16 protein-coding genes are annotated in these 15,279 nt (G+C 70.0%); 6 read left to right on the forward strand and 10 right to left on the reverse strand.

Annotated elements, in window-relative coordinates; genetic code table 11:
• A complete protein-coding gene (locus ACWD4J_RS27650; RefSeq protein WP_451398133.1) occupies positions 1–1,152 on the reverse strand; it encodes a lipid-transfer protein in 1,152 nt (383 codons plus the stop codon).
• Between the two features lie 104 nt (positions 1,153–1,256).
• Between ACWD4J_RS27650 and ACWD4J_RS27655 the strand changes: the two genes are divergently transcribed.
• Positions 1,257–2,885, forward strand: a complete 1,629-nt coding sequence (locus ACWD4J_RS27655; protein WP_451398134.1) for a FadD3 family acyl-CoA ligase — start codon at positions 1,257–1,259, stop codon at positions 2,883–2,885.
• Positions 2,886–3,023: 138 nt separating this feature from the next.
• Here the strand turns inward: ACWD4J_RS27655 and ACWD4J_RS27660 are convergent, their stop codons facing one another.
• The 6 genes from ACWD4J_RS27660 to ACWD4J_RS27685 all read right to left on the reverse strand — a co-directional run bounded on the left by ACWD4J_RS27660 (position 3,024) and on the right by ACWD4J_RS27685 (position 6,332).
• Complete coding sequence (locus ACWD4J_RS27660; protein WP_451398135.1) at positions 3,024–3,290, reverse strand: hypothetical protein; 267 nt, start codon at positions 3,288–3,290, stop codon at positions 3,024–3,026.
• Positions 3,283–3,642, reverse strand: a complete 360-nt coding sequence (locus ACWD4J_RS27665; RefSeq protein ID WP_451398136.1) for a DUF6247 family protein — start codon at positions 3,640–3,642, stop codon at positions 3,283–3,285. Before ACWD4J_RS27665 ends, ACWD4J_RS27660 begins: the two co-directional genes overlap by 8 nt.
• 112 nt (positions 3,643–3,754) lie before the next feature.
• Positions 3,755–4,132, reverse strand: a complete 378-nt coding sequence (locus tag ACWD4J_RS27670; RefSeq protein WP_451398137.1) for a VOC family protein — start codon at positions 4,130–4,132, stop codon at positions 3,755–3,757.
• 8 nt (positions 4,133–4,140) lie between these two features.
• Positions 4,141–5,127, reverse strand: coding sequence for a hypothetical protein (locus tag ACWD4J_RS27675; protein ID WP_451398138.1), 987 nt, complete (start codon positions 5,125–5,127; stop codon positions 4,141–4,143).
• Between the two features lie 172 nt (positions 5,128–5,299).
• Positions 5,300–5,500, reverse strand: coding sequence for a DUF397 domain-containing protein (locus ACWD4J_RS27680; protein WP_451398139.1), 201 nt, complete (start codon positions 5,498–5,500; stop codon positions 5,300–5,302).
• Positions 5,487–6,332 carry a helix-turn-helix domain-containing protein gene (locus ACWD4J_RS27685; protein WP_451398163.1) on the reverse strand — a complete coding sequence of 282 codons (846 nt, stop codon included), beginning with the start codon at positions 6,330–6,332 and terminating at the stop codon, positions 5,487–5,489. Before ACWD4J_RS27685 ends, ACWD4J_RS27680 begins: the two co-directional genes overlap by 14 nt.
• 122 nt (positions 6,333–6,454) lie before the next feature.
• Here ACWD4J_RS27685 and ACWD4J_RS27690 point away from each other — a divergent pair, with 122 nt between their 5' ends.
• Positions 6,455–6,706 (forward strand): hypothetical protein, encoded by a 252-nt coding sequence (locus ACWD4J_RS27690; protein ID WP_451398140.1) that lies wholly within the window; start codon positions 6,455–6,457, stop codon positions 6,704–6,706.
• A gap of 434 nt (positions 6,707–7,140) precedes the next feature.
• Here ACWD4J_RS27690 and ACWD4J_RS27695 read toward each other — a convergent pair whose 3' ends face one another.
• The 3 genes from ACWD4J_RS27695 to ACWD4J_RS27705 form a co-directional block, all read right to left on the reverse strand.
• Positions 7,141–7,296 carry a hypothetical protein gene (locus ACWD4J_RS27695; protein WP_451398141.1) on the reverse strand — a complete coding sequence of 52 codons (156 nt, stop codon included), beginning with the start codon at positions 7,294–7,296 and terminating at the stop codon, positions 7,141–7,143.
• A 185-nt stretch (positions 7,297–7,481) separates the two neighbouring features.
• Positions 7,482–7,643, reverse strand: a complete 162-nt coding sequence (locus ACWD4J_RS27700) for a hypothetical protein (protein WP_451398142.1) — start codon at positions 7,641–7,643, stop codon at positions 7,482–7,484.
• A 192-nt stretch (positions 7,644–7,835) separates the two neighbouring features.
• Positions 7,836–10,790 carry a BTAD domain-containing putative transcriptional regulator gene (locus ACWD4J_RS27705; protein WP_451398164.1) on the reverse strand — a complete coding sequence of 985 codons (2,955 nt, stop codon included), beginning with the start codon at positions 10,788–10,790 and terminating at the stop codon, positions 7,836–7,838.
• 218 nt (positions 10,791–11,008) lie between these two features.
• On the opposite strand from ACWD4J_RS27705, the gene ACWD4J_RS27710 reads away from it, so the two are divergent.
• From ACWD4J_RS27710 to ACWD4J_RS27725, 4 genes are all read left to right on the forward strand, one after another.
• Positions 11,009–12,259, forward strand: coding sequence for an amidohydrolase family protein (locus tag ACWD4J_RS27710; protein WP_451398143.1), 1,251 nt, complete (start codon positions 11,009–11,011; stop codon positions 12,257–12,259).
• Between the two features lie 2 nt (positions 12,260–12,261).
• Complete coding sequence (locus ACWD4J_RS27715) at positions 12,262–13,197, forward strand: LLM class F420-dependent oxidoreductase (RefSeq protein ID WP_451398144.1); 936 nt, start codon at positions 12,262–12,264, stop codon at positions 13,195–13,197.
• 61 nt (positions 13,198–13,258) lie between these two features.
• Entirely contained in the window at positions 13,259–14,038 is a 780-nt protein-coding gene (locus tag ACWD4J_RS27720; RefSeq protein ID WP_451398145.1) for an SDR family NAD(P)-dependent oxidoreductase, read from the forward strand.
• A 103-nt stretch (positions 14,039–14,141) separates the two neighbouring features.
• Positions 14,142–15,260: an LLM class flavin-dependent oxidoreductase gene (locus ACWD4J_RS27725; protein WP_451398146.1), complete on the forward strand. Its 1,119-nt coding sequence runs from the start codon at positions 14,142–14,144 to the stop codon at positions 15,258–15,260.
• The last annotated feature ends 19 nt before the right edge of the window (positions 15,261–15,279 follow it).

Below are 15,279 nucleotides of genomic sequence, written 5' to 3' on the forward strand. Positions count from 1 at the left end.
TCAACTCCTCAGCAGCAGAGCCGACGTGGGGACTCCCTCGCCCGCCGTGACCAGACAGGTGGCGGCGTCCGGGACCTGTGCGGTGCTCGTGCCGCGCAGCTGTTTGACGCCTTCGTTGATGAGGTTGAAGCCGTGGACATAGGCCTCGCTCAGCCCGCCGCCCCCGGTGTTGATGGGGAGCCGCCCGCCGATCTCGAGTGCGCCTCCCTCGGTGAACGCGCCGCCTTCGCCGCGGCCGCAGAAGCCGTAGCCCTCGAGGGAGAGCGGGATGAGGGGCGTGAACGCGTCGTAGATCTGGGCGACGTCGACGTCCTCGGGCCCGAAGTCGGCCTGTTTCCACAGGTGCCGGGCGGCGGTCCAGGCGGGCCCGGAGAGGGGGTCGTCGTTCCAGTAGTTGACCATGCCGTGGTGTTGCGAGGGCAGCCCCTGGGCGACCGAGTGGACGTACACCGGTGCCTGGCGGCAGTCGCGGGCACGCTCGGCGGAGACGATGACGCAGGCCAGCGCCCCGTCGGTCTCCAGGCAGTTGTCGAAGAGGCAGAGGGGCTCGCTGATCCACCGGGAGGTCATGTACATCTCGCGGGTCAGCGGCCGCTCGTACATGATCGCGGCCGGGTTCTGGTTCGCCCGGTTGCGGCAGGCGAGGGCCACGTTGAAGAGGTGGTCGCGGGTCGCTCCGTATTCGTGCATATAGCGGCGGGCGAGCATCGCGATCTCGTCGGCGGGCCGGAGCAGCCCGAAGGGCCGGGTCCACTGGGCGGGGGTCGGCAGCTGGACGGCGGTGTTCTTCCAGGGGCGGGGGCCGCTGCCTCGCTTCCGTGACCGCCAGGCGACCCCGACGCTCGCCTGCCCGGTGGCGACGGCGGCGGCGAGGTGGCCGACGGTGGCACAGGAGCCCCCGCCCCCGTACCCCACCTTGCTGAAGAAGGTGACATCGCCGGCCCCGATGGCCTTCGCTATCTCGACCTCGTCGGTCTCCTCCATGGTGTAGGAGGCGAAGGCGTCGACCTCGGATGGCGCGATCCCGGCGTCGTCGAGGGCGGCGAGGATGGCGCGGCAGGCGAGGGTCCTCTCCGATTCGGGGAGTCGTTTGGCGAACGGGGTCTGGCCTATCCCGGCTATCGCCGTAGCGTCCTTGAGGCTAGCCGCCACCTGCCACCTCCACAGTGGGATCCCCGAGTGCTGACAGGCCGTCAGGGTACAGCTAATCTGACGGACAGTCAGCTACTGCCGTATGGCCTTGTGGGAGGCGTGCGATGCGCGGGGACCTGGAGTGGGGGAGCATCCCGGGGCTGGTACGGGCGGCGGCCGAGCGGTACGGGGCCCGGGAGGCGGTCGTCGAGGGCCGCACCCGGATCTCGTACGCGGAACTGGGCGAGCGCGTGGAACGGGCGGCGGCCGCGTGCATGGCGAACGGGGTGCAGGCCGGGGACCGGGTGGCGGTGTGGGCCCCGAACACCCTGGACTGGATCGTCTCGGCGCTGGGCGCGGTGACGGCGGGGGCGGTCCTCGTACCCCTGAACACGCGCTTCAAGGGCACGGAGACGGCGTACGTACTGGAACGGACCCGCGCGAAGCTGTTGTTCGTGACGGGGACGTTCCTCGGGACGTCGTATGTGGCTTCGTTGAGGCGCGCCGCGGGTAAGGGGCCGGGCGCGGGACCGCTGCCGGGCCTGCCGCACCTGGAGCAGGTGGTGGTGCTGTCGGACGACGCACCGGCGGACTTCCGTACGTGGAAGGACTTCCTGGCGAGCGGGGAGGGCGTGGAGGAGGGGGCGGTCCGCGCACGGGCCGACGGGATCACCGGAGGTTCCCCTTCCGACATCATCTTCACGTCGGGCACGACGGGCCGCCCCAAGGGCGCGGTGATCACACACGCCCAGACGCTCCGCGGCTACGAGGTGTGGAGCGACCTGGCGGGCCTGCGCGAGGGCGACCGCTACCTGATCGTGAACCCGTTCTTCCACACCTTCGGCTACAAGGCGGGCATCGTGGCCTGCCTGATGCGGGGCGCGACGATGATCCCGCAGCCCGTCTTCGACGTGGACACCGTGCTGGCGAACATCGCGGCGGAGCACATCTCGGTCCTGCCGGGCCCGCCGACGCTGCACCAGTCGCTTCTGGACCACCCGTCCCGGGACGCGTACGACCTGTCGGCGCTGCGGCTGGTGGTGACGGGCGCGGCGGTGGTGCCGCTGCAGCTGGTGGAGCGGCTGCGCGGGGAGCTGCACGTCGACACGGTGCTCACGGCGTACGGCCTGTCGGAGGCGAGCGGCATCGTGACGATGTGCCGGCGGGGGGACGCGGCGGAGGTGATCGCGTCGACGTCGGGCCGGGCGATACCCGGGACGGAGGTGCGGGTGGTGGGGGCGGCAGGCGAGCCGCTGCCGCCGGGGTCGCCGGGCGAGGTCCTGGTCCGCGGCTTCAACGTCATGCGGGGCTATTTCGAGGACCCGCGGTCCACCACGGAGGTACTGACGCCGGACGGCTGGCTGCACACGGGCGACGTGGGCGTACTGGACGCCGCCGGGAACCTGCGCATCACGGACCGCATCAAGGACATGTTCATCGTCGGCGGCTTCAACGCGTACCCGGCGGAGATAGAGCAACTGCTCGGCCTGCACCCCGACGTGGCGGACGTGGCGGTCATCGGCGTCCCGGACCCCCGGCTGGGGGAGGTGGGCAAGGCGTACGTGGTGCGGCGACCGGGAGCCGTGGCGACCGCGGACGACCTGATCGCGTGGTCACGCCGCGAGATGGCGAACTACAAGGTGCCGAGGTCGGTGGAGTTCGTGGGGGAGCTGCCGCGGAACGCGAGCGGGAAGGTGGTGAAGGGGGAGTTGCGGGGGCGGGGCGGGCGGCACGGAACCGGCTGGGCGACGTGAACATCGGGCGTGGCAGTGACGCGTGCGCCGGTCCGGATCCACATCCCGGACGACTTCGACGAAGTGCCCGACGACGTTGCCGACGCCTTCGGGACGGGCTTGTGATGACCACCTGAAGGTGGTCTGACAGTTGATGCGTCAGGTGGGCCAAGCCGTGACCTGGATGTAGACGCACTCATGCCGCGCGACGGTCAGGTATAGAAACATGCCGCCGGGCACGTAGGCGGTCTGTACTCCTTCTGCGGCGCCTTGGTAGGCGGTGCCGTCCAGGTGAATGGCCTCCGCCGCACGCACGATCTCGTCGGCGCGCTTTTCCACCTCGACGACGAAGGCGGGCGGGGCGGGTGTGGGGCCACCGACCACATGGGCCTCATCCGGGTCGTATTCCCACCGCCGGCTACTCACGGTCGAGCGACTCCCGGGTAGTCGTGTGGAGCGCGTGGATCTCGTTCATGGCCGCTCGCCAAGCGGGATCGTCTCGGTCGACGCTCTGCGCCGTGTACTCGGCGGCCCGAAGCCGTGCGGCCATGGCAGGCACCCTTGCGATCCCCACGACGACGGCCCAGGTGTCGAGGAACTGGACGATCGGTCCGAGGTTGCCGGTACGCGCGGCCAGCGCGATGGCCTCGTCCTTCTGTCGCTCCATCTCGGCCAGGCGGTGGGGCGACACCTGCGCCAGTGCTACACGGAGAGCGGCGGGTGTCCGTTCGGGCCGGGGGATGAGGGGCCCACCGGGTTCGATGTGCTGTGCGGTCATCCTGATCCTTCCCTGGGACCGTGCCATGCCTACGGTGCGGCAGGTGTTACCGGTCACGCAGCGTGTTCGTCTCGATTATTCATCGAGACGGACCTGCGGTCCCGGGCCTTGATCAGACGGCCGCCCGCTCGGCCGCACTGCGCTCGACGCAGAACTCGTTGCCCTCGATGTCGGCGAGTGTGGCCCACCCCGTCCCGTCGGGACGCCGGTGATCACCCACGAGCGTGGCGCCGAGGGCGAGGAGCCGCTCGACCTCCTCGTCCCGTGACCGGTCCTGCGGCTGCAGATCGAGATGGACGCGGTTCTTCACGCTCTTGGGCTCGGGCACGCTGATGAACAGGAGCCCGACTCCCTTGGCGGTGACCAGCGCCTCCGGGTCGCCGGGTTTGTCGTCCTCCGCAAGCGAACCTTCCAGCACCTCGGCCCAGAAGCTCGCGAGGCGGTAGGCATCGGCACAGTCGAAGGTCACGTGACGCACGAGAGAAGTCATGGGCGCCACTATCGCCACGGGGCGACGCTTGCGTCCATGGGGTTTTGCGCCGCGCTCTGCGAGGGTGCGCGCCCGGCTCGGAGCCGGACGAGGGCGTCGCGGATCTCCTCGATCAGGTGAGCGGGCCGGTGGAAGACGTCCATTGCCGTGTATCGGAGGAGTGTGCGGACCTCTGCGCACTGGAGGATCTGGTTGAAGCGTGCCAGGTCACGGCGGTGCGACTCGCGGGTGCCGTGGTAGGCATAGCCCTCGATCTCGACGGCCAGGCCTTCGGCTCGGAAGAGGAAATCCGGGAAGCAGCGGCGGCCGCCGGGGGTGAGGAGTTCGGCTTGGCTCTCGGGGCGGAGACCCGCGTCATGCATGCGCAGGCGTGCGATCGTCTCGGCCGGTGAGCCGGCGTTCGGGTCGGCGAGCTCCAGCCGGCGGCGGGCTCTGGCCGCCCCGCGCGGCGAAGCGCCGGGAGCTTGAAGGGCGGTGGCGATCGCCCCGAGGGTCGTGAGCGGCCCGCGGCGGACGTGGCCGACGGTGCGCCGGGTGAGCGCCGACTCCACGGAGACGAGCGCGTCGTCCCTCGGCCCGGCCCGCAGCAGGTCCCCGAGCGTACGGTTGACGGTGGTGACCCGCAGCCCACGGCACTCCACCACCTCGTCGGGCGCGAGGGGCACCCGATACACGCGCACCCCTCGCCCCTCCCGCCGGACGGCGAGCCCGGGGTCGCTGAACTCCATCTCCGCTTGCCGCTGCCCTGAGCCCAGCACCTCGATCCGCCAGAGGGCGGCCGCCGAGCGGTGGCTCACGACGAGCTGCGCGGCCCGCAGGCGGGTGGGCAGGTCGACGTCCCACCCGGGCTCGGCCCAGGCGCTGGCCTGGATGCGGGTCCACCCCTCCGCACCGAGCTTCCGGAGGAGGGACCGCCGCGGCCACCCCGCCTCCAGGGCACGCGAGGTGAGCAGCACCCTGCCTTCGACGAGCCCACGCAATTCCCCCCGCTCCACGCCCCCACTCTCCTGAAGGCTGGGGATTCCCGCACGCCCTGTGGATAACGGGGAGGGGGCGGCTGACGGTCGGAGGGACTGGCAGGTTTGGGCCACTCATGTGACGTTCTGGCACGGCTACTACGTCACCTGAGTGGCCCCAATTTGCCAATTGCCCCATAGAGAGGCGGGGTCAGCGCTTCAACTCTGCCATGAAGGCGGTCCAGTTGGCGGTGCCGAAGAGGAGGGCGGGGCCGTTCTGCATCTTGGAGTCGCGGACCGGGACTACTCCGGGGAGGCCGTCGGCGACCTCGACGCACTCGCCGCCGTCACCGTTGCTGTAGCTGCTTTTCCGCCAGCGCGCGGCGCTCAAGTCCGGGTTATCGTGTGCCATTTCGATAGTCCTCAGCCGCTTCCTCGATCAGGGCGAGGGACGCCTCCGGCGGCGGTGCGGCGGCCCTGAGCCGATCGTATGCCTTGCGGTACTGCTTCACGAGGGCCGGATCGTCGATGGCCTGGCCGTGATACGGCCCCTCTGTGTAAAGCAAAGGCGGCTCATCGTCGAACTCCATGAGCATGAAGGACAGTTCCATGAACGGCCGAGTCGGGGCGTTCCACAACAGGATCTGTGGAACGATCCGACGTCGCCGCGCCAGTGCTGCGATGTGGTCCAGCTGTTCGGCCATCTCCGAGGACGGAAGCAACGGCTCACGCAACAGGGACTCGTGAAGGATGCTCCAGTACTCGGGTTTCTTCGGGTCATCGAACAGGCTGGCCCGCTGCAATCGGGCCTGCACCTTCGCGTCGACCTCCTCGGTGAGGTCCAGCGGATGCGTGGAGTGGATGACGGCTCGTGCGTACGCTTCGGTCTGCAACAGGCCGGGGATGAGCGCGTTGCTCCATCGCTCGATGCTCCGCGCCCGTTTCTCCGACTCGGCAACCGGAGCGAAGTAGCCCGCGTGGGCGCCTTTCCGGGCCTTGCGTACGTCCTCGCAGCGCCGCTCGAAGAAGCCGTCGGTCCGTAGTACGCGGTCGACGTGACAGGCAAGGTCGAGCGGCATCATCCGCGTACCACGTTCGATTTCGCTCAGGTAACTCGCGCTGTAGAAGCTGCCCTCGATCGTGCCTTGAAGCGTCAGGCCAGCTGCTTCCCGCTTCCATCGGAGCTCCGTGCCGTAGAACTGCGACACACTTGCCGACCCGTCAACGTCCTTACGCCCCGGCACCTTGACCGCCTTCCACGCGTCCACACTCCGCGCTGTGGAGCCCAAACCTCTTTCACGGTAGGCCACTTCGCGCCACCGTGTGACTGGTTCATCACAGAGCGCACAGGAAGACGCACCCCTCCATGACCCCGAACCAGGACCACAGTGCCGCCGCGGCCAGTCCCCGTCCCACCGCCGACGACATGACCCGCTGCGTCGAGGAACTGCGCGATGCCCTCGCCGTACACGGCATCACGCTCCCTTCCCTCCGCGTCGACCTGCCGACCTTCGCGGGCACGTACGCGCCTCCGGCGGGCCTGGTCGCGCTCGGCAACTGCAACACCGCCACCGCGCGCCGGCTCGCGACCGTCCTCCGTGAAGCGGGGGCGAAGTGAACGGCACGGGCCTGGAGATCGACCTGCTGGCCCTCCCCAAGGCCGTACCCGAGCTGCGTCGCAGCGTGCGCCAGTACGTGGGTGCTCCCTGTCCCGACGTGGAGCTGTGCGTCACCGAGCTGGTGGGCAACGTCATCCGGCACCTGGGCGAGGGCACGCCGGTTCGCGTGCGCGTGGCGCGAGCCGATGGTCGAACTCGGGTCGAGGTGACCGACCCGGATCGCTCCGCGCTCCCCGTGCTTGTGCACGCCACGGCGACGCCGAGTGGGGGCGCGGGCTGGCCCTGCTCGATGCCGTCGCGCTGCGGTGGGGCGTGGAGCAGGACGTGGCGGGCAAGACGGTGTGGTGTGAGGTGGGGGAGACGTAGTGCGGATGTTTCGCTGAACGGCAATAGGGGCCGAGCAAAGCGCTCGGCCCCTATGAGAGTGGCGGACTCAGCTCGCCCGGGCGTCCAGCGGCGTGACGATGGTGGCGTGGTCGTCCTGCGGCGTCACGGTGGCGTGGTCGTCTGCCAGGGCGGGGCCCGCGGTACCGAGCGCAGCCGCGGCTGCAACGGCGACGGTCACGAGGATCTTCTTGGTGCGGGTCATCACGACTCTCTTGATGAATGGGGGATTTCCCTACTCCGAGGGACCCTAGTGACACGTGGGGTGGCTGGTCGAGCGGCTCGAACGGTTTTCGCCAGCGAAAGGCCTGATACTTTCCCCGTGCATGCATCGGCCGCGACGGCTCCCCTCCGCGCCGCCGCGGCCGACCCCCGTTGGAGATGGCTCTCTTAGGCCTCTTCGCTGGTGATGTGGGTGTCCAGGGGCTTGACCGTGCCGCCGTCTGCGTCGGTGATGTGCGTGTCTTGCGGCGTGACGGTGACGTCGTCTGCGTCGGTGATGTGGGTGTCCTGCGGCGTGACGGTGCCGTCGGTCTTCTTGGCTTCGGCCATGGCGTTCAGCTCCCTTGACAGTGGCGGATAGACCCGTCCGGCGACTCCCCCGTGGCCGCCGGACGGGTCATTCAGGGCCGCTCACCATAGCGGTGCGGCCGTGGTCAACCCGTCTGCCCCCCGACGCGACGGATCGGCGTGTATGAGAGTGCCGCGTGGCGATAAACGAACGATGAACGTCCCGGAGGACGATCACGCAGCAGCAACGGGCGTCAGCAGTGAGCGCACTTCGGCTGCCTCGGGCGAGTTGAGGCCCTCATAGATGGCGACTGCCTCCCGCCAGCAGACCTGTGCCCTTCCTGGTTGGCCGATCGCGTGGAGTGCGCGACCGAGAAGAGTGAGGACGTTGCCTCGCCGCCACTCGCCGCCAATGCCGCGCAGGATGGTCAGCGCCGACTCGGCACTGGCAGCGGCCTGCGCTGGGCGCTGCGCGGTCAGGTCGACCTCTGCGAGCCGGAAAAGTGTCATGCCCTCCCAGAGGCGCTGACGGCTGTCATGGAAGACAACGAGCGCCTCTTGGAGGCGGGCCGTGGCTTCGTTGATCTGACCCGACTGTGCGAGAGCGAGCCCGAGGGCATAGCGGCCGTTGGCGCCCCGGAGCAAGTGCCCGAGCTCGTCATAGAGGTCGACGCCCTGCTTTGCGAGTTCGATCGCACTGGCAGTACGCCCCATGGCGAGGTGTGAACGCGACAAGTTGCACAAGGCGCTCGCCTCGCCTGCCAGGTTGCCGTCTGACCGGAAGCTGTCGATTGCCTTCTGCAGATACGTGGCCCCTTCTGCATGGCGGTTGTTGTAAACCGCGATCACCCCACGGTGATTCGGTGCCCAGGCATTGAGGGCTGCGTCCTCGAGCGTTTCGGCTAGTGCTGTCGCGTGACGGGATTCCTCCTCCGCCTGATCGAAGCGGCCGGCCGCGAGATGCGCATCCGTCAGTGCCGTTCGAGCGCGTGCTTCGGCTTGGGTGTCGCTGACCGACTGGGCGATGCGCCGTATCGCTACGGCAACGGTCTCGTACTGACGCGAGTTCGCCCCGGACTCGGCTAGATCCTTGGCTGCCCAGAGGAGGTCGACTGCTCGCCGCAGCCCGTGCGCTGAAGCGGATTGGCTTACACAGGCCAGCAAACAGTTGGCCTCGGCGTACAACCAGTCCTGGGCCTCATGGCGGTCCTTGAATGCCAGCCCCGGATACTCCGTCCGCTCCAGGTGATCCACCAACCGATCCCCCGGCCGCTCGATCGCATAGACCCCCGCCGCCGTAGCCAGATAAAAGTCCAGCAACCGCGACATCGCCGCCTCCCGCTCGCTCGGCGGCTGCTCGTCGCGTTCCGCGCATGCACGCGCGTAGAGGCGTACGAGGTCGTGGTAGCGGTAGCGGCCGGGAGCCGCCGACTCCAGCAGGGATGTGTCGACCAGGGACTCCATCAGGTCCTCCGTGTCCTCGACGGGAAGGTCGAGTACCGCGGCCGCCGCCGCCAGCGAGATGTCCGGGCCGTCCGCCAGGCCCAGGAGGCGGAAGGCGCGGGCCTGCGTCGGCTCCAGCTGGCCGTACCCCAGCTCGAACGTCGCCTTGACCGCCAGGTCGCCCGCCTGGAGTTCGTCGAGGCGGCGCCGCTCGTCCGCGAGCTTCGCCGCCAGGACCGACACCGTCCACGTCCGCCGGGACGCCAGACGGGACGCCGCGATGCGGATGGCCAGCGGCAGGAAGCCGCAGGCGGCGACCACGTCCAGGGCCGCCTCCCGCTCGGCCGCCACCCGCTCCTCGCCCACGACCTTCGTGAAGAGCTGGAGGGCCTCCTCCGGGCTCATCACATCCAGGTCCACCAGGTGCGCGCCCGCCAGGTCCACCATCCGCACCCGGGATGTCACCAGCGCCGCGCACCCCTCCGTGCCGGGGAGGAGAGGGCGCACCTGGGCCGCGTCCCGGGCGTTGTCCAGCAGGACCAGGACCCGGCGGCCGTCGAGGACGGAGCGGTACAGCGCCGAGCGTTCCTCCAGGGAGTCCGGGATCGCCGAGTCCGTCGTGCCGAGCGCCCGCAGGAACGCGCCGAGCACCGTCTCCGGCTCCGCCGGCCTCGGGCCCGCGCCCTGCAGGTCGACGTACAGCTGCCCGTCCGGGAAGGAGCCGCGCGCAGTATGCGCCACGTGCACGGCGAGGGTCGTCTTGCCGACGCCGCCGATCCCGGCCAGCGCCGAGACCGCCATCACGCGGCCCTCGGCGCTGGACAGCACCTCGCTCAGTTCGGATACGAAGGACGCCCGGCCGGTGAAGTCCGGGACCGTGGCGGGGAGTTGCGCCGGGCGTACCGGACCGGCCGCGGGTTCCGGGGCCGGAGCCGACGGTTCCGCGAGGGCCGGGTCCGCCTGCAGGATGCGCTGCTGGAGTTCCCTGAGGCCCGGGCGCGGGTCGACGCCCAGTTCGTCGGCGAGCAGGCGGCGCGTGTCTGCGTACACGGCCAGCGCCTCCGCCTGGCGGCCGGAGCGGTACAGCGCCAGCATCAGCAGCTCGCGCAGCCGCTCCCGGAGGGGATGCGCGGCTGTGAGGGCCGTCAGTTCCGAGACCGCCTCCGCGTGGCAGCCCTGCTCCAGGTCCATGTCCAGGCGGGATTCCACCAGCTGCAGGCGCCACTCCTCCAGCCGCGTCCGCTGCGTCTCCGCGTACGGCCCGGGTACGTTCGCCAGCGGCTCGCCGTCCCACAGGCCCAGCGCCTTGTTGATCAGTGCGCGGGCCCGGCACAGGTCGCCGGCGTTCCGGGCCTTCTCGGCGTCCGCCGACAGCTCCTCGGCGAGCGAGAGGTCCAGGGCCTGGCCGCCCGTACGGATCGCATAGCCGCCCGACTCGCTGAGCAGGACGCCCGGGTCGAGGATCTTGCGCAGGCGGGAGGCGTACGTACGGACGGCCGCCAGGGCCTGCGACGGGGGCTCGTCGCCCCACAGGGCGTCGATCAGTTCGGGGGCGGTGGCGGTGCGGCCGTCGCGGAGCAGCAGGGCGGCCAGCAGGGCCCGCTGCTGCGGCGAGCCGGTGGGCAGCGGCTCGCCGCCACGCCAGGCGCGTACCGGTCCGAGCACGCTGAAGCGCAGGTCCGGCTGCTCGGGGCCGGGCCCCGACGCCGGACTCCGCTGCTCCGCTACTCGCGGCACATCGCCCATCGCTGTCCCCCTGCACGCGTCCTGCACGCCTGTCGCCACGGCCGTCGTCGCGGCCGTCGCCACATCCGTCGTCACGTCCGTCATGACGCACCCGTCAGTTTGCCTTGTTCATGGCGGATGCGTCAGCTCCGAGGGCCGCCTCTCACAAGGTCATCACCGGTTGCCGAGGGCCCGCACGATAGCTGACGGTTCGTCAGATCGGCGCTACCGTGAGCCGTATGGAGACCACGGACACCTCGGACACGACCTCGGCAACCTTCCCGGAGATCATCTCGGTGGACGACCACACGGTCGAGCCGCCCCACGTCTGGCAGGACCGGCTCCCGTCCAGGTACCGGGACGCCGGACCGCGCATCGTGCGCGCGCCGCTGAAGGAAATGACCTTCCTGGGCGGGAAGTTCGCGCCCGTCATGGGCGACAAGGGCGACGACGGGCCGGTCGGCGACTGGTGGGTCTACGAGGACCTGCACCGGCCCCTCACGCGCCTCGACACGGCCGTCGGATACGGCAGGGACGAGATCAGGCTCGAGGTCATCACGTACGAGCAGATGCGCCCGGGCTCGTACGACGTGCGGCAGCGGCTCGCCGACATGGACGTCAACCACGTCCAGTCGGCCCTCTGCTTCCCCACCTTCCCCCGGTTCTGCGGGCAGACCTTCACCGAGGCCGAGGACCGCGAGCTGGCGCTGCTCGGCGTCCGGGCCTACAACGACTGGATGGTCGAGGAGTGGTGCGGCCCTGACGCGCAGGGGCGGCTCATACCGCTCACCCTCATCCCCCTCTGGGACGCCGGGCTGGCCGCCGCCGAGGTCCGCCGCAACGCCGCCCGCGGCGTACGGGCCGTCGCCTTCTCCGAGATCCCGCCCCACCTCGGCCTGCCGTCCATTCACACCGACGCCTGGGATCCGCTCCTCGCCGCCTGCGACGAGACCGGCACCGTGATCGCCATGCACATCGGGTCGTCGAGCAGGATGCCGAGCACATCCGCCGACGCGCCACCCGCCGTCGGCTCCACCATCACCTTCGCCAACTGCTGCTTCTCGATGGTCGACTGGCTGATGAGCGGGAAGTTCGAACGCTTCCCGCACCTCAAGGTCATGTACGCCGAGGGGCAGATCGGCTGGATCCCCTACATCCTCGAGCGCGCCGACGTCGTCTGGGAGGAGAACCGCGCCTGGGGCGGAGTCGCGGACAAGGTCCACCGGCCGCCGTCCGAGCTCTTCGCCGAGCACGTCTACGGCTGCTTCTTCGACGACGCCTTCGGCCTCAGGAACCTGGACGCCATCGGGGTCGGCAACGTCCTGTACGAGACCGACTACCCGCACTCGGACTCCACCTGGCCGAAGTCCAAGGAGGTCGGCGAGGCCCAGATGGGACACCTGCCGCCGGACGTCGTCGACCGGATCGTACGGCGCAACGCCATCGATCTGCTCGGGCTGACGGAGGACGGCCTGTGGGCGGGGGTCTAGCGATGGCCCAGGATGTCGAGCTCGTCTACGGAATGCAGCTCCCGGTCCAGTCGCAGAGCACGATCTACGCCGAGCCCTGGGAGGCCACCGCCGGCCCCGCCGACCTCGCCGAGATCGCCCGGGCCGCCGACCGCAGCGGGTTCCACTACATCGCGGGCTGCGACCACGTCGCCATCCCGCGGCGCCTCGCCACGGCGATGAGCACCGTCTGGTACGACCCCGTCGCCACCCTCGCCTTCCTCGCGGGAGTGACCGAGCGCGTACGGCTTCTCAGCCATGTCGCCGTCGTCGGGCTCCGCCATCCGCTCGTCACGGCCAAGCAGTACGCGACGCTCGACCATCTCTCCGGCGGCCGGCTGATCCTCGGGGTCGGCGCCGGGCACGTGGCGGAGGAGTTCGAGGCCCTCGGCGTCGACTTCGCGGGGCGCGGAGCCGTCCTCGACGAGGCCATCGACGCGCTGAAGGCGGCCCTCGGGCCGGACGAGTTCCCCGAACACCACGGGAAGCTCTACGCGTTCGAGGGGCTCGGGCAGCGGCCCCGGCCCGCCCAGGCCCGGGTCCCGCTCTGGGTCGGCGGGTCCTCGCCCGCCGCCGTACGCCGTGCCGCCCTCAAGGGCGACGGCTGGCTGCCGCAGGGCGACCCGCGCGACCGGATGCCGCAGCAGATCGCCCGGCTCAGGCGGCTCCGGGAGGAGGCCGGGATCACGGCCCCGGTCACCATCGGCGCCGTCACCGAACCCCTGTACGTCGGCGAGCCCGGCTGGGACGTCGGACGCCGCACCCTCAGTGGCCCTCCCGACGCGCTCGCCGAATCGCTGCGCGCGTACGCCGCGATGGGCGTCCACCAGATCCAGGTGCGGTTCCGCAGCCGCAGCCGGACCGAACTCACCGACCAGATGGCGGCCTTCGGCACCGACGTCGCGCCGCATCTCAGCTGATCCGCACCGCACTGCATCCAAGCCGCACCGACACCACACCTCACCTCACCTAGGGAGCGTCATGGGCAAGCTGGACGGCCGCGTCGTCATCATCACCGGCGCGGCACGCGGGCAGGGCGAACAGGAGGCCCGGCTCTTCGCGGCCGAAGGGGCCAAGGTCGTCCTCGGAGACGTACTGGACGACCAGGGCGAGGCGCTGGCCAAGGAGCTGGGCGGCCTCTACCTCCACCTGGACGTGAGCCAGGAGGCCGAGTGGCGGTCCGCCGTGGCCGCGGCCAAGGGCGCGTACGGACGGATCGACGGGCTGGTCAACAACGCGGGCATCCTGCGGTTCAACGAGCTCGTCTCCACGCCTCTGGAGGAGTTCCAGCAGGTCCTCCAGGTCAACCAGGTCGGCGTCTTCCTCGGCATCAAGACCGTCGCGCCCGAGATCGCGGCGGCCGGCGGCGGGACGATCGTCAACACCGCCTCGTACGCGGGGGTGACCGGCATGGCCGGCGTGGGCGCGTACACAGCGACCAAGCACGCCATCCTCGGCCTCACCCGGGTCGCCGCGCTGGAGCTCGCCGCGAAGAACATCCGGGTCAACGCCGTCTGCCCGGGTGCGATCGACACCGCCATGAGCAATCCCGCGCAGCTCGACCCCGGCGCGGCGCACGCCGAGGAGATCTCGGCGGCCGTCGACGAGCTCTACCGCAAGCTCGTGCCGATGGGCCGGATCGGACAGCCGGAGGAGGTGGCGCGCCTCGCGCTGTTCCTGTCCAGCGAGGACTCCTCGTACATCACGGGACAGCCGTTCGTGATCGACGGCGGGTGGCTGGCGGGGGTCAGCGTGATCTGACGGTCGGTCAGGTATTGACGGGCCGAGGGTGCGGTGCGACAGTCGGCGCTAGCTGTGAATCTGACGGTACGTCAGAAACTCTGACAGGGGACGGTGAACCTCCTTGGAATTCGGGCTCTTCGTACAGGGATATCTGGGCAAGCGGGCCGAGACCGACCCGCTCGCGGAGCACAAGGCGCTGATGGAGGAGACCGAGTACGCGATCCAGGCGGACAAGTCCGGCTTCAAGTACGTCTGGGCGTCCGAGCACCACTTCCTGGAGGAGTACTCGCACCTCTCCGCCAACGACGTCTTCCTCGGCTATCTCGCCCACGCCACCGAGCGCATCCACCTCGGCTCGGGGATCTTCAACCCGCTCGCGCAGGTCAACCACCCGGTGAAGGTCGCCGAGAAGGTCGCCATGCTCGACCACCTGAGCGAGGGCCGGTTCGAGTTCGGCAGCGGCCGGGGCGCCGGCAGCCACGAGATCCTCGGCTTCCTCCCCGGCATCACCGACATGAACCACACGAAGGAGATCTGGGAAGAGACCATCGCCGAGTTCCCGAAGATGTGGCTCCAGGAGGAGTACGCCGGGTTCCAGGGCAAGCACTGGCAGCTGCCGCCGCGCAAGATCCTGCCCAAGCCGTACGGGAAGTCGCACCCGGCGATGTGGTACGCGGCCGGGTCCCCGCCCTCGTACGCCATGGCGGCGAGGAAGGGCCTCGGGGTGCTGGGCTTCAGCGTCCAGAAGGTCTCCGACATGGAGTGGGTCCTCGAGCAGTACAAGTCGAACATCGCCAAGGCCGAGCCGGTCGGGGACTTCGTCAACGACAACGTCATGGTGACGACGACCGCCGTCTGCGCGCCCACGCACGAGGAGGCCGTGCGGATCGCCGCGAACGGCGGACTGCACTATCTGCCGTCCCTCGTCTTCCGCTACCACGACACCTTCCCGCGTCCCGAGGGCTTCCCCGAGTGGCCCGAGACGCTGCCCGAGTACAACGAGGAGATCATCGAACTCCTCATCGCCGAGGAGCTGCTGATCTGCGGCGACCCGGAGGAGGTGCTCAGGCAGTGCAAGCGCTGGGAGCAGGCGGGCGCCGACCAGATCTCCTTCGGCCTGCCGGTCGGGATCTTGCGCGAGGACACGCTGCAGTCGATCCGGCTCATCGGCGAGCACGTCATCCCGAAGATCGACACGGATCCGGTGCACCGGACCACCCGGTTCCGCCAGGCCGCCTGACCTCTCGTACGCGGACTCG

This window comes from Streptomyces sp. NPDC002577 (assembly GCF_053594815.1).

Excerpts from the sequence above, each read along its gene's own strand:
- ACWD4J_RS27655 (WP_451398134.1), top strand. The coding sequence starts at position 1,257 with ATGCGCGGGGACCTGGAGTGGGGGAGCATCCCGGGGCTGGTACGGGCG.
- ACWD4J_RS27665 (WP_451398136.1), bottom strand. The coding sequence starts at position 3,642 with ATGACCGCACAGCACATCGAACCCGGTGGGCCCCTCATCCCCCGGCCC.
- ACWD4J_RS27670 (WP_451398137.1), bottom strand. The coding sequence starts at position 4,132 with ATGACTTCTCTCGTGCGTCACGTGACCTTCGACTGTGCCGATGCCTAC.
- ACWD4J_RS27680 (WP_451398139.1), bottom strand. The coding sequence starts at position 5,500 with ATGGCACACGATAACCCGGACTTGAGCGCCGCGCGCTGGCGGAAAAGC.
- ACWD4J_RS27690 (WP_451398140.1), top strand. The coding sequence starts at position 6,455 with ATGACCCCGAACCAGGACCACAGTGCCGCCGCGGCCAGTCCCCGTCCC.
- ACWD4J_RS27695 (WP_451398141.1), bottom strand. The coding sequence starts at position 7,296 with ATGACCCGCACCAAGAAGATCCTCGTGACCGTCGCCGTTGCAGCCGCG.
- ACWD4J_RS27700 (WP_451398142.1), bottom strand. The coding sequence starts at position 7,643 with ATGGCCGAAGCCAAGAAGACCGACGGCACCGTCACGCCGCAGGACACC.
- ACWD4J_RS27705 (WP_451398164.1), bottom strand. The coding sequence starts at position 10,790 with ATGGGCGATGTGCCGCGAGTAGCGGAGCAGCGGAGTCCGGCGTCGGGG.
- ACWD4J_RS27710 (WP_451398143.1), top strand. The coding sequence starts at position 11,009 with ATGGAGACCACGGACACCTCGGACACGACCTCGGCAACCTTCCCGGAG.
- ACWD4J_RS27715 (WP_451398144.1), top strand. The coding sequence starts at position 12,262 with ATGGCCCAGGATGTCGAGCTCGTCTACGGAATGCAGCTCCCGGTCCAG.
- ACWD4J_RS27720 (WP_451398145.1), top strand. The coding sequence starts at position 13,259 with ATGGGCAAGCTGGACGGCCGCGTCGTCATCATCACCGGCGCGGCACGC.